General features: G+C 63.9%; 17 protein-coding genes and 1 tRNA gene. 7 read left to right on the forward strand and 11 right to left on the reverse strand.

The window, feature by feature from the left end:
* Positions 1-11: 11 nt before the first annotated feature.
* The 7 genes from IVA87_RS21520 to rpmH all read right to left on the reverse strand — a co-directional run bounded on the left by IVA87_RS21520 (position 12) and on the right by rpmH (position 5,805).
* Positions 12-998, reverse strand: coding sequence for a DUF1036 domain-containing protein (locus IVA87_RS21520; protein ID WP_247302879.1), 987 nt, complete (start codon positions 996-998; stop codon positions 12-14).
* 230 nt (positions 999-1,228) lie between these two features.
* On the reverse strand, positions 1,229-2,116 hold the full coding sequence (argB, locus tag IVA87_RS21525; RefSeq protein ID WP_247276433.1) for an acetylglutamate kinase: 888 nt from the start codon (positions 2,114-2,116) through the stop codon (positions 1,229-1,231).
* 106 nt (positions 2,117-2,222) lie between these two features.
* The gene (locus tag IVA87_RS21530) at positions 2,223-2,588 is read right to left on the reverse strand and encodes a DUF423 domain-containing protein (RefSeq protein ID WP_247334922.1); all 366 of its coding nucleotides are present in this window, start codon (positions 2,586-2,588) and stop codon (positions 2,223-2,225) included.
* Positions 2,588-3,241, reverse strand: coding sequence for a ribosome biogenesis GTP-binding protein YihA/YsxC (yihA, locus tag IVA87_RS21535; RefSeq protein ID WP_247302779.1), 654 nt, complete (start codon positions 3,239-3,241; stop codon positions 2,588-2,590). The genes IVA87_RS21530 and yihA overlap by 1 nt, the downstream gene beginning before the upstream one ends.
* Positions 3,242-3,381: 140 nt before the next feature.
* Positions 3,382-5,250, reverse strand: coding sequence for a membrane protein insertase YidC (gene yidC / locus IVA87_RS21540; RefSeq protein ID WP_247302781.1), 1,869 nt, complete (start codon positions 5,248-5,250; stop codon positions 3,382-3,384).
* The gene (rnpA, locus tag IVA87_RS21545; protein ID WP_247302783.1) at positions 5,250-5,642 is read right to left on the reverse strand and encodes a ribonuclease P protein component; all 393 of its coding nucleotides are present in this window, start codon (positions 5,640-5,642) and stop codon (positions 5,250-5,252) included. Before rnpA ends, yidC begins: the two co-directional genes overlap by 1 nt.
* Before the next feature lie 28 nt (positions 5,643-5,670).
* On the reverse strand, positions 5,671-5,805 hold the full coding sequence (rpmH, locus tag IVA87_RS21550; RefSeq protein WP_212501943.1) for a 50S ribosomal protein L34: 135 nt from the start codon (positions 5,803-5,805) through the stop codon (positions 5,671-5,673).
* 407 nt (positions 5,806-6,212) lie between these two features.
* Here rpmH and IVA87_RS21555 point away from each other — a divergent pair, with 407 nt between their 5' ends.
* The 3 genes from IVA87_RS21555 to queD all read left to right on the forward strand — a co-directional run bounded on the left by IVA87_RS21555 (position 6,213) and on the right by queD (position 8,412).
* The gene (locus IVA87_RS21555; protein WP_247302881.1) at positions 6,213-7,658 is read left to right on the forward strand and encodes a HAMP domain-containing sensor histidine kinase; all 1,446 of its coding nucleotides are present in this window, start codon (positions 6,213-6,215) and stop codon (positions 7,656-7,658) included.
* Between the two features lie 253 nt (positions 7,659-7,911).
* Positions 7,912-7,988: transfer RNA gene (locus IVA87_RS21560), tRNA-Arg, on the forward strand.
* 67 nt (positions 7,989-8,055) lie between these two features.
* Positions 8,056-8,412, forward strand: coding sequence for a 6-carboxytetrahydropterin synthase QueD (gene queD, locus IVA87_RS21565; RefSeq protein ID WP_247302785.1), 357 nt, complete (start codon positions 8,056-8,058; stop codon positions 8,410-8,412).
* A gap of 84 nt (positions 8,413-8,496) precedes the next feature.
* Here queD and IVA87_RS21570 read toward each other — a convergent pair whose 3' ends face one another.
* A complete protein-coding gene (locus IVA87_RS21570) occupies positions 8,497-8,823 on the reverse strand; it encodes a hypothetical protein (protein WP_247302787.1) in 327 nt (108 codons plus the stop codon).
* A 241-nt stretch (positions 8,824-9,064) separates the two neighbouring features.
* Between IVA87_RS21570 and IVA87_RS21575 the strand changes: the two genes are divergently transcribed.
* From IVA87_RS21575 to IVA87_RS21585, 3 genes are all read left to right on the forward strand, one after another.
* Entirely contained in the window at positions 9,065-9,223 is a 159-nt protein-coding gene (locus IVA87_RS21575) for a hypothetical protein (protein WP_247302789.1), read from the forward strand.
* Positions 9,224-9,457: 234 nt separating this feature from the next.
* Positions 9,458-9,676 (forward strand): hypothetical protein, encoded by a 219-nt coding sequence (locus tag IVA87_RS21580; protein ID WP_247334924.1) that lies wholly within the window; start codon positions 9,458-9,460, stop codon positions 9,674-9,676.
* A gap of 10 nt (positions 9,677-9,686) precedes the next feature.
* Entirely contained in the window at positions 9,687-10,142 is a 456-nt protein-coding gene (locus tag IVA87_RS21585; protein WP_247302791.1) for a hypothetical protein, read from the forward strand.
* A gap of 169 nt (positions 10,143-10,311) precedes the next feature.
* Here the strand turns inward: IVA87_RS21585 and IVA87_RS21590 are convergent, their stop codons facing one another.
* On the reverse strand, positions 10,312-10,740 hold the full coding sequence (locus IVA87_RS21590; RefSeq protein WP_247302793.1) for a hypothetical protein: 429 nt from the start codon (positions 10,738-10,740) through the stop codon (positions 10,312-10,314).
* A 50-nt stretch (positions 10,741-10,790) separates the two neighbouring features.
* Between IVA87_RS21590 and IVA87_RS21595 the strand changes: the two genes are divergently transcribed.
* Positions 10,791-11,060, forward strand: coding sequence for a hypothetical protein (locus IVA87_RS21595; protein WP_247302795.1), 270 nt, complete (start codon positions 10,791-10,793; stop codon positions 11,058-11,060).
* Between the two features lie 111 nt (positions 11,061-11,171).
* On the opposite strand, the gene IVA87_RS21600 is transcribed toward IVA87_RS21595, so the two are convergent.
* Positions 11,172-11,708, reverse strand: coding sequence for a hypothetical protein (locus IVA87_RS21600; RefSeq protein ID WP_247302797.1), 537 nt, complete (start codon positions 11,706-11,708; stop codon positions 11,172-11,174).
* Between the two features lie 233 nt (positions 11,709-11,941).
* Positions 11,942-12,301 carry a hypothetical protein gene (locus IVA87_RS21605; protein WP_247302799.1) on the reverse strand — a complete coding sequence of 120 codons (360 nt, stop codon included), beginning with the start codon at positions 12,299-12,301 and terminating at the stop codon, positions 11,942-11,944.
* Positions 12,302-12,347 lie beyond the last annotated feature (46 nt).

The following is a 12,347-nucleotide window of genomic DNA, read 5'->3' on the forward strand; positions in this document are numbered from 1 at the left end:
AACACTCTCGCTCACGGCATCGCAAACCGCAGCGTCTTGCCGCCGCTCGACATATCCACCGCCCCAAACCCCGTTGCCGCAAATCCGCGCGCGCTGCAATCGGCCTGCTCGCTCGTCTCGAATTTGGTCTCGCGCGTGCAGAGCTGCTTGTCGCCGCCCCAGTTCAGCGGCCGGTCCTTCAGCTTGATGACGCGGTTGTCGGCATCGACCGCTTCGGCGAAGCTGAAGATCTGCCGGGGCTGGCCGGTCACATCAGGATGCAGGCATGTCTTTGGATCGATGCGATACCAGCCTCGGCTCGTCACCGACTTGCCGTCGTCGGTCGCGACCGCCGCCATCACCTTGTGCGGCGTGTCGTTGCACCAGGTGAGGCCAGTCGCCGACGGCGTCTGCACCGCATCGATCATGGTCTTGAAGACATTTGGCGACGACACCACGTCGGACGACAGCCCGCGGCCCTTCAAAAAGGCAGCCAGCGCGGCTTGCGTCTTCGGCCCATCGACGCCGTCGATCGCGCCGACGTCGTAGCCCGCGATCACCAGCAGCCGCTGGATGCCGGCGAGGCGCGCCTGCTCGTCGTCATATTCGGAATCCTCGGCGAGATAGGCAATGAGGTTGCCGTCCGCGCCTTGCGTCGGTGTCACCTGCGTGAACGCGGCCTGGGTCTGGCCGCTGCGGCACTGCCGCGCCGCCGCGATGACGAAATTGTCCTGCGCCACGCACAGCATGTCGCGGCCGTTCTGCGGGATCGGCGAGGCGCCATAGACACCGAGCGCGCGCGCATTGAGCAGGATGCGGTCGGCGGTTAACATGCCCTGCACCACCACGCGGCAGGTGGCGGGATCGATCCTGAACCAGCCCCGCGTCGCGGTCGCGGCCTTGTCGTCGATGCCGATCGCGGCCTCGACGACATAGGACATGCGGTTGCAGATCTTGAGGTCCGCAAAGGCCGGCGCGGAGGAGAAGAAGAACGAGGCGGCTGCGGCAGGCAGCGTCATCAGGCAGCGGGTGAGGGGCGAGCGGCGGTGCTGCGATCCAGTCATTCCGGGGCGATGCGAAGCATCGAACCCGGAATCTCGAGATTCCGGATTCGCCCTTCGGGCGCTCCGAAATGACCGAGCAATGCGAGAGTCGTGGATGGCCGGGCCTTCGCCTCGCCGAAGCGGCTTCGGCCGCGCAGGCGGGACAAGCCCGGGCATGACGCCCTCTTTCCTTGCCCGTTCCCGCATCACTTGTGGATCAGCGTTCCCGTGCCCTGGTTGGTGAAGAGCTCGAGCAGCACCGCATGCTGCATCTTGCCGTCGATGATGACGACGCCCTGCACGCCCTGTTCGAGCGCGTAGATACAGGTCTCGACCTTCGGGATCATGCCGCCGGAAATGGTGCCGTCGGCGATCAGCTTTCGCGCGTCCTTGACGGACAATTGCGGGATCAGCTTCTTGGACTTGTCGAGCACGCCAGGCACGTCGGTGAGTAGCAAGAGGCGCTTGGCCTTGAGCGCGCCGGCCACCGCACCCGCAAACGTGTCGGCGTTGATATTCAGCGTCTGGCCGTCCTGAGAGGTCGCGAGCGGCGCCAGCACCGGGATCAGCTCGTAGCCGATCAGCTGGTTGAGCAGGGTGAGATCGACCTTCTCGGGATCGCCGACGAAGCCGAGATCGATCGCCTTCTCGATGTTCGAGTCCGGATCGATGATGGTCCGCGTCGTCTTCGACGCTTTCACCATGTTGCCGTCTTTGCCCGACAGACCCACGGCCTTGCCGCCAGCTTCGTTGATGTACCCGACGATCTGCTTGTTGACGGAGCCGGCGAGCACCATCTCGACGATCTCGATGGTCGCGGCATCGGTGATGCGCAGGCCGGCGGCGAATTCCGAGACGATGCCGAGGCGCTTGAGCATGGTCGCGATCTGCGGCCCGCCGCCATGCACCACCACCGGGTTGATCGCGGTCTGCTCCAGCAGCACGATATCGCGCGCAAAGTTCTTGGCCGTCTCCTCGTCGCCCATGGCATGGCCGCCATATTTGATGACGATGGTTTCCTCGTCATACTGCTGCATGTGCGGCAGCGCTTCGGACAGGATGCGGGCCTGGTCGAGCGGGGAGATGTCGGTCATGAGGCGGATCTCGCTGGCGGGACTAACGCGGGCTGCGTTCTATCCGATTGGCGGGCGTGGCGCAAAGTGCTCTTACGCTCCCTCCAGGCGAGGGTAAGAAAGAGAGCTACGTCTTCACCGCCACCGCCGCCACGCTCACCGCCAGCCAGCCCAACATCATCACCGTTCCACCCGTCGGCGCTGCATACGGAAATAGCCCAGATCCCGCATATTGCCGTAAGGTGAGATCGCCCGCGAACAGCGCGGCGCCTGCTGCAAGGCCGAACGCGGCAACGAGGCCAATTCCGCCATGCAGAAGGCCGCGCGCGAGCAAGGCGACGGTTGCAAGTATGCCAGTTGCATGAAACAGCAGCATGGCGCTGGCAGATGCCAGCCGGCTCGCATCGCCGTCATGCGCCGAGGCGGCCGCCAGCGCAACGCCGGCGGCGCCCATCAAGCCGGCAAGCCCAATCAGCAGGCGTTGTGCCGTCATCAGGCGGTCCGCTCTTCCAAGAGCTTCGCCATGGCGGCGCGCAGCTCGGCCATGCCGATCGAACTCCGCGACGAGGTCGCGAGCACGTTCGGGAATGCAGCGGGATGCTTGGCCAGCCCGGCCTCGGTCTCGGCGATGCGCGATTGCAGCTCGGACGCCTTCACCTGGTCGGCCTTGGTCAGCACGACCTGGTAGCTGACGGCGGAGCGGTCGAGTGTCTTCAGAACTTCGAGATCGACGTCCTTGAGACCATGTCGCGCGTCGATGAGCACGTAGACGCGCGCGAGTGAGGCACGTCCCAGCAGGAATTTGTGGATCAGCTCGGTCCAGGACGCGACCTGGCTCTTGGGCGCCTTGGCATAGCCGTAGCCGGGCATGTCGACGAGGCGCAGGTCACTCTTTCCCGGGACCTCGAAAAAGATCAGCTCCTGGGTGCGGCCCGGCGTATGCGAGGTGCGCGCCAGCGCGTTGCGCCCCGTGAGCGCGTTGATCAGGCTGGACTTGCCGACGTTCGAGCGGCCGGCAAAGGCGATCTCCAGCCCCGCCATCGGCGGCAACGTGGCAATCGAGGGCGAGGCCCAGATGAACTGCCAGTCGCGCGCGAACAGCTTGCGCCCGGCCTCGATCAGCTTCGCATCTTTGTCGTCGGTCATGCTCAAGGCCCAGTGCTAGTTCCTCATGGTGAGGAGGCGCGCAAGCGCCGTCTCGAACCATGCAGGCCCGGGAGCCCGTCGCCATCCTTCGAGACGCGGCCTCGCGGCCGCTCCTCAGGATGAGGTTCGAAGTCCTCGGCCTACGTCGCTTTCCTCGCGAACGTCGCCTTGAGATTGTCGAACAGCTCCACCTTCACGCCGTTGCGGCGCATGATGTAGCTCTGCTGGACCACCGAGAGCAGGTTGTTCCAGGCCCAGTAGATCACGAGGCCCGCCGGGAAGCCGGCCAGCATGAAGGTGAAGATCAGCGGCATCCAGTTGAAGATGATCTGCTGCGTCGGATCCGGCGGCGTCGGATTCAGCTTCATCTGGAACCACATCGTGATGCCCATGATGATCGGCCAGATGCCGAGCGCGAGATAGTGGCCGAACACGGGGATCGTGGTCGGGTCGAACGGGATCAGCCCGAACAGGTTGAACAGGTTGGTGGGATCGGGCGCCGAGAGGTCCTTGATCCAGCCATAGAACGGTGCGTGCCGCATCTCGATGGTGACGAACAGCACCTTGTAGAGCGAGAAGAACACCGGGATTTGGATCACCACGGGAAGACAGCCGGCGACCGGGTTGATCTTCTCCTTGCGGTAGATCTCCATCATCTCCTGCTGCTGCTTCACCTTGTCGTCGGGATAGCGCTCCTTCAGCGCCTGAAGCTGCGGCTGGATCGACTTCATCTTCGCCATGGAGGCGTAAGACTTGTTCGCCAGCGGGAAGAACAACAGCTTCACGATCACCGTGACGAGCAGGATCGAGATGCCGAAATTGCCGAAGAAGCGATAGAAGAAGTCGAGGCCGAGAAACATCGGCTTGGTGATGAAGTAGAACCAGCCCCAGTCGATCAAGAGATCGAAATGGTTGAGGCCGAGCTCCTTGTTGTAGCCGCCGAGGCCTGCGAGCGGGAAGTTGATGCCGACCACGCCGGCTTCCTTGGCGCCCGCGAACAGCCGCGTGTTGGCTGTCGTCGTGCCGCCGATTGCGACGGTCTGCGCATCTTGCAGGTAGTCGGTCTGGTATCGGATCTGGGTACCTGGTTCGGCGACGAAACGTGCCTTGAGCGTTGCCGACGTGTCGGGAAGGAGCGCGGATGCCCAGTATTTGTCGGTAATGCCGAGCCAGGCATTGGTGACCTTGTTGAATTCGAATCCGTGTCCGCCGTTGCCGATCGCAGGGGCTTCGCTGACGGCCTTATAAGCCTTCTCCTGCAAGCCCTGGTCGCCGAGATAGCCGATGAGGCCTTCATGCAGGATGTAGTAGCCTGAGACTTGCGGCGTGCCGTGGCGCGAGATCAATGCGAACGGAAAGAGCTTGACCGGCGCGTTGCCGACATTGGTCACCTCGTCCTTGATGCTGAACAGGTAGCGGTCGTCGATCGTGATGGTGCGGCGGAAGGTGAGGCCCTGACCGTTATCAAATTTCAGCACCAGCGGCGTGGACGGCGTCAGGCTGTTGGAGCCCTCCTGCTGCCAATCGGTGGTCCGGTCAGGCACCTTCGTGTCGCTTGTCGCGGCCACCCAACCAAATTCGGCGTAATACGGCTCCGCCGTGCCCGAGGGCGAATAGAGGATGATCGGCGGCGACTTGGGGTCGACCGTTTCTCGATACTGCACGAGCGCGAGGTCGTCGATGCGCGCGCCTTTCAAGGAAATGCTGCCGGTCAAACGAGGCGTTTCGATCTTGACACGAGGGGAGGCGGCAATCGCGGCCTCGCGGCTGACGATCGGCTGGGCCGGCTGGTTCGCGACAGGGGGAGCCGAGGGAGTGCCGCCCGCCTGCGGCGCGGCACCCGGCGTCGGCGACGCCGTCGGCTGCGGTGTGCCTTTCTGGAGCTCGGCCTGCGTCTGTTGCTGGGCGCGCTGCTTCTCCATCTGCGGCACGTTGTAGAAATACTGCCAGGCGATCAGCACCAGGCCGGACAGAATGACGGCGAGGATGGTGTTGCGATTGTCTGTCATCATTCTCTCGTCATCAATCCGGTTTGCGGCTTATCGCGGGGCCCGGCTTTCGCCGGTCCCTTGGGCGTATGCCGCGCGGGCTTCGCGAATGCTATGCGCAGATCGTCGAGCATGGTCGCGAAGTCGCGCGAGAGCGCGTCCCTTCGGCCGACCAGCACATAATCATGATGGGGTTGCATCGACACCGGATCTAACCGCTTCACCAGTTCGCGAAGCCGGCGCCGGATACGATTGCGCTCGGGGGCGTTGCCGTTCTTTTTGGTAACGGTAAAGCCGATCCGGATCGGGCCGCCGTCGTCCCGGCGACGGCTTTGCAGGACGAACGCGGGACTATTCACCCGCGCGCCATTGGCAACGGCGAGGAAATCCGCCCGCTGCCTCAGCCGATCCATGATGAATCCCGGAAAAAGGGGGTCCGGCTCAGGCGCTCAGACGCTTGCGGCCGCGGGAGCGGCGGGCGGCGAGAACCTTGCGGCCGCCGGCGGTGGCGAGACGGGCACGGAAGCCGTGACGGCGCTTGCGCACCAGTTTGCTGGGTTGATAAGTCCGCTTCACGGGTTTTTCTCCGCTGACCGGGCAATTTGCCTGTAGAATTGATGGTAAAGTCCGGAAGATGCGGCCCAAAACGGGCCCTTTTCCGGCCCCAAGAGAGCCGCTCCCGGTGTCGCACCGGGTCATCGCGGACAATTCGCGCGGCTTATAAGCGAGCGCCTTGTTTTCGTCAACGCCGCACAAGCGCGCGTTTCCAGTGAATATCGCTGTTTGTGCGGGGTTTTTAACCCTTGAGGTAGCGACTCGCTTTATCAGCGCTTACATCTCACCTCGGCAGATTAGCGATCCGTAATTTGACCGGGCCCGGGGCCGGTCGCATCTTGCATCAGCCAAGGCCAACAGGGGCGAATTTCGTGGCAGCCACAGATCGCCAGCCGATCCAGGATCTGGATCAGCCGGACCAGCCGGCGATGCGGCCGCGCGGCTCGCGCGGGCTCGGGCTGTCAGGCAAGCTGCTGCTGCTTACCGTCCCGCTGGTGATGATCGCGGCCAGCCTGCTTTACGTGCCCGCCATCGCCAACTTCTGGGTCAACCGGCTCAACGACCGGGTGGCGGCGGCCAACACCGCGGCGCTGGTGCTGGACGCCGCGCCGCTCGGCATGGTTCCCGATTCGCTGTCGCGGCAGATATTGAAGAGCATCAATGCCCGCGCCGTCGCCATCAAGATGGGCCAGCAGCGCCGGCTGCTCGCCAGCGACAACCTTCCCACGGCCATCGAGCATGACATCGATCTGCGCGACGTGACGGCGTGGGAGGCGATCACCGGCTCGTTCCGGATGATGCTGGAGACCGGCAACCAAGCCATCCGCATCGTTGGGCCGGGCGTCGGCAACGCCCAATTCATCGAGATCGTCACCGACGAGCTGCCGCTGCGGCAGCAGATGTACCGCTTCTCCCGTAATGTCGTGGTGGTTGCGCTGATCATCGCGGCGCTGACCGCGGGCCTCGTCTATCTCGCTCTGCATTATCTCTTCGTGCGCCCGATGCGGCGGCTCACTGCGAGCCTGGTCGGCTTCCACGAGAATCCCGAGAGCTCGGCGCGGATCATCGTGCCGAGCCAGCGCAGCGACGAGATCGGGGTGGCCGAGCGCGAATTGTCCGACATGCAGCGCGACCTGATGTCGATGCTGAATCAGAAGAGCCGGCTCGCCGCCCTCGGCCTCGCCGTCTCCAAGATCAACCACGATCTGCGCAACCTGCTGGCCTCGGCGCAGCTTTTGTCGGACCAACTCGCCAGCGTGCCGGATCCGCGGGTGCAGCGCTTCGCGCCAAAACTGGTGCGCTCGCTGGAGCGCGCCATCGCCTTCTGCCAATCCACCTTGTCCTATGGCCGCGCTCAGGAGGCCGCACCAGACCGCCGCATGATCCTGATCGAGCCGGTGGTGCTGGAGGTGCGCGAGACCGCTGGCCTCGCCAACGACGCCTCGATCGCCTGGGTTTCGGCGATCGAGCGCGGGCTTGCGGTCGATGCCGATCCCGACCAGCTGTTCCGCGTGCTGCTCAACCTCGTCCGTAACGCCGCCCAGGCGCTGGAAAGCCATGCCTCGTCCGGCGACGGCGGCGTGCAGCAGATCCGGATCACCGGAAAACGCGAGGGCGCGGTCGCCATCCTGGAGGTTTCCGACACCGGCCCGGGCGTGCCCCAGAAAACCCGGGAGCACCTGTTCGAGGCGTTCCAAACCTCCGGTCGCCCCGGCGGCAGCGGCCTTGGCCTTGCCATCGCCGCCGAGCTCGTCCGCGCCCATGGCGGCGACATCCACCTCGTCGAAGGCACCATCGGCGCCACCTTCCGTATCGTCATCCCCGACCGCCCCGTGGAACTGCTCTCCATCCGCAACGAGCGGGCGCGGGCGTAGCCGGCCAGCCGACAGTCTCTCGTCATTCCGGGACGGCCCAAAGGGACGGGCGCGGAATCAGAGGTTTCGGCGCGAGATTCCGCACTTCTCGCTTGGCGGGGTCACGCTGACGGTCATCTCCTTGCAAAATCTCCCCATCCCGGATCTTGCCAACAGGGACAAGAGCGGCTAGTCAGAGCGCTCTTTCGCACCCCTCCCGGCCCTCCGGGAGATGCGTCGCGGGCCATGCCCGCCATCGCTGCTTGCGAAAAACGCGCCCGTAGCTCAGCTGGATAGAGCATCAGACTACGAATCTGAGGGTCGGACGTTCGAATCGTTCCGGGCGCGCCATTCCTTGACGCCGGTCAGGCAACCGGCATCCGAGATCGCGGATCGGCCGCGCCCTGTCGGGAACCAAATGAAGATATCGCAGGCATTCAAATTCGAGGCGGCGCATCGGCTGCCGAAGGTGCCCGAGACGCACCGATGCAGCCGGCTGCATGGTCATTCCTACCGAGTAGAGGTTCAGCTCGACGGACCGGTCGACCCGCGCACGGGCTTCGTCGTGGACTTTTTCGATCTCGAGAAGTGCTTCGCCGACATCGTGGGCGCGTTGGACCACAGGTGCCTGAACGACGTCGAGGGGCTCGAGAACCCGACGGCCGAGAACATTGCGATCTGGATATGGGACCGGCTGGTGCCGAGCATGCGGCAAATCTCGGCTGTCCGCGTTTACGAAACGGCGGACTGCTGGGCCGAATATCAGGGGCGGTGACGCGCGACGGCGCCGTGGTCAAAATGCGCTCGACATCGTATCCCGAACCGGAGCCTCGCTCGGCTGGGATACGCGTGGTGGCAATCACCGCAGCCCCTGTTCGTCGATCAGGATGCGGTGGATCTCGATGCGTTCCGGTAACTCGATCAGGAATTCCGGATCGCGCGGGAGATGATGCACCTTGATCGGCTCGCCTTTGGTGAAAGCCGTCATGGCCTCGACGTCCGCCCAGTAGGAGATGGTCGTGAACCACGTCTCCTTATCGCGGTCCTCGCGCAGCTGCTGCACGCCGAGCGCCGTCTTCAACAGCGGCGGAATGCCCTCCGCCTGCAGGTAGGCCTGGTAGGCGTCAGCGACCTCGCGGCGAGTACGGCCGCGCCAGATGCGGGCGATGGTCGGTTTGGTCGGCATGGGGGACTCCTTCGGGCGAACGCCGTGCTTCGCATTCTCGTTCCAGCGTCTCCATGTCACGGCCGTCAGCCGTCCCTCGAACTTGGTGCCACATCATTGAGCTGAAGCAATGATGGTCTTCGGCATAAGTGCTCTTCTGAACTCAGCTGACCGCCGCGTGTAATCTGTTTCACACGCAAACGCCCCCAATGACGCTAGACGAATCAGACCGCGCTCTGCGCGGCCTGGTCCGGAGCTGGCGATGATGGCTGCACTGGCAAAAGCACTATCCCGTGCAATGAGAATCACCATCGACGTCGAGACCCTGAAGATCCTCATGATCTTCGCGGGAGCGTGGGCGCTAATCTTCCTCGTTGCCGCCATGATCTACGGACAGGCGCTGAAGGCCGCATTATTCTGAGGTCGCGCCAGTAAAATCGCCCTTCGCCGCGAGACGAGCCCTCGAGGGCCCGCCACAGAGGCGGGCGTCTCGAAGGATGGACACAAAGAACGCTCTGTAACGGCGGGCCGGGCATCATCGAATTGCCATTGCCCAGTCATCCGCGTCGCCCTCTCGGATTGATGCCGGGCTTGCCGCCCCGCAGGAACTTCCACTTTTTCCCGACGTTGAGCAGGCGGCTCGCACGGTCCACCGATGAAGAACTTTGCCAATACCGAGTTTTCCCCCGAGGTGATCGAGCTGATGACCACCGCGCTGGAAGCTGCGATTGCGACCCTGCCGGAGCCCGTGCATTCCTCGCACGTCAATGCACTCGCCGAATCCGTCCTGCGCACGGCCGGTGCGGGTGAGCGCAACCCCGCCGCCTTGCAGAGGATCGCCTTGATGGAATTGCAACTGGCGCCGCGTCATTGATGAGGCCGACATGAGGACAGCAGCTGCTGTGGTCATCGCGCTCTGGGCGACATCATCCGTTGCCGGGGCAGACAGCTGGACGACCTACCGGATTCCGGAATCCGGAACGTCGGCCGACATTCCCGCCTCGCTTTTCACCGAGCCCGCCGGAAAGCCCGACGGATACGGCCAGCAATTTCGCACCTCCGATGGCCGCGCCGATCTCACCGTGCAAGCTGTTCCCAATCAAGGTCTCTCGCCGGCCGAATTTCTCGCCAGGAAGAATCCGCCGTCCGGGATCATCTATAAACGGATCACACCGAGATTTTTCGTAGTCTCCAGCATCAAGCGCGGCAAGATCTGGTACGACCGTTGCAATTTCTCGCGGCGCTACGTCCATTGCGTGCTGATCAATTATCCGGCGGCTGAGAAGCGGCAATGGGACGGCATCGTGACGCGCATCAGCCACAGCCTGAGTGCCGGTTGACCGGAAGACAACACAAACAACACAAAAAAGGCTGCCCGAGCGACTCGGGCAGCAGGTCGTGAGGATGAGCGCGTTTTCTAGCGACGTGGATACTGGTTCGCGACGAAAACGCGTCAAGGAGCTTCAAGACAAGGAGCTTCGGTTCTGATTCAACCAGAACCGATACGCCCTAGCGAGCCGTCGTCGATGTCGTCGACATGGTCGGCTTCGAGCCCGGTACATGCGACATCGACTTGGTGGTCGAGCCGACCTCTTCGCCGGCCTTGACCTTGGTGCGCGTATGCGAGCGGCTGAACGTGCCGCCTTCATGGGCCTGCGCCCGCGCGTTGGAATTCAGCACGGGCCCGTTGCCCTTGTTCATGCTGACGCCGGTCTGGGACTTGCCGTTGACGGAAGCGGCGCTTCCACCGGCCGCGATCGAGGAGCCGGTGCTGCCGGTCGGCGACGTGGACGTGCCGCCGGTGCCGACGGTGGAGGCGGAGGTGCCGCCCGCGGCAGCCGAGCCGCCGCTTCCGCCGGTGACGCTCTTCTGTGCAAGAACCGGCGAAGCGGCAGCAAGCAGGGCCGCGGCCGCCGCGGTCGTGAGTAAGTTTCTCATGTTTCAATCCTCTATAAATTTAGGGTGACGAGGTCGAGATTGTGCAGCCATTGACGGTGATGGTGCTGGCACTGGTGGAGCCAGGACCGCCAGCCGTCGACGACGAGCTCGAGACGTTGCCGCCGCCGGCCTGCACGTGCACCGATGATCCGCCGGCCGAGCTTGAGCTCGACAGCGAACCGCTCGATGAGGTCGATCCGGTCGTGCCTGAACCAGATGAGCCGACCGCGGTAATGCTACCGTCAGCGTGCTTCTCGACCGTCACCTTGCAGGTCTCGCCCGAAGCCGTCTTTCCTGTCTTTTCCATGGTTGTTGCCTGAGCCGCGCCGCTCATCAAAGCCAACGCTGCGATCGCTATGATTGATCTGTTCATGCGCGTCCTCCTCCAACAAAGACGAAGGAGCGGCATTGCTGCCGCTCCGGGTAAAGGCTCAATCCTTGTCCTTCTTCATCTCGTCCTTGTGGTGGCCTTTGCCCTTCTCCATGCCCATGTCGCTGGCATGGCCCGCAGACGAGCCGGCCGCGCCGACCGTCGAGCCGCTCTTGCCGCCGCCGGCCGAAGAGCCGCCGGTGCCGACCGTCGATGCGGAGTTGGAGCCCGAGCCAGCCGCCGAGCCGCCGGTGCCGACGCTTGACGAACTCTTGCCGCCACCAGCCGACGAACCGCCGGTGCCGAGCGTCGAGGCCGAGCCGCTTCCCGAGCCGCTGCCGGCCGCGGAGCCACCGGTACCGACAGTCGAACTGCTGGTGCCGCCGCCTGCAGACGAGCCGCCAGTGCCCAGCGTTGACGCGGAGCCTGATCCGCTGCCCGAGCCTGCTGATGAACCGCCGGTTCCGACCGTCGAGTTGCTGGTGCCGCCGCCGGCCGAAGAGCCGCCGGTGCCGACCGTCGAACTCGATTGCGCAACAGCGAGTGCCGTGCCGGCCAACAGCGCGGCCGCAGCCGCGGAAAGCTTCAGGATCCTCATGTCCATTTCCTCCAGGGTTTCCAAAAACAAATCGCCAAATCAGGCACGGGATAAATTGGCAAACACGCAAACGTTCCTTGCGTCGGACACGTTGACGCTCTTGCGCAACCTGAAGTGAAGTTCCGCGATCCGCGAACACGGCCACGCATCCTCTTATTCATCTGGCGTTCATCTGGAGCGAGCGCGAACGGCTGCGCGCCTCTTGCGCCGCGATCACGCTGCATCAGCACATCTCAGAATGCCCCGACCATCACCTGGCGATCGTAGAGTCGACGTGAGGACGCCGAGCGAGCTGCGCGATTTGAACGGAGACCGGCTGCTCGCGTCGTGGCGCGCTGAGGTGCGGGCGTGTTCGTGTCTGGCTTCCGCGGTTCAGCCATCGCCAATGCGTTGCTCGTAACGTGGCCCGGCGGATCGGCGGCGAGCAGAGGCGAAGAGACGGTGGCGGCGATCTGAGTGGACGTGTCGAAGATGATTTTTTCAGGCAAGGCTCGTGCGGAGTGGATGCGAATGATGCTTCTGTCGACCTCCGGGCCGACGGAGCGCTCGCCAAGTGGCGGCAGATTGCGATCGAGTGCGAAGAGCAGCGCCACGACCAATGCGCCTGCAAACAGGAAATATCGAATGATGGGCATCGGG

The sequence above is a fragment of the Bradyrhizobium sp. 147 genome (assembly GCF_023073935.1).
Taxonomy (GTDB): domain Bacteria; phylum Pseudomonadota; class Alphaproteobacteria; order Rhizobiales; family Xanthobacteraceae; genus Bradyrhizobium.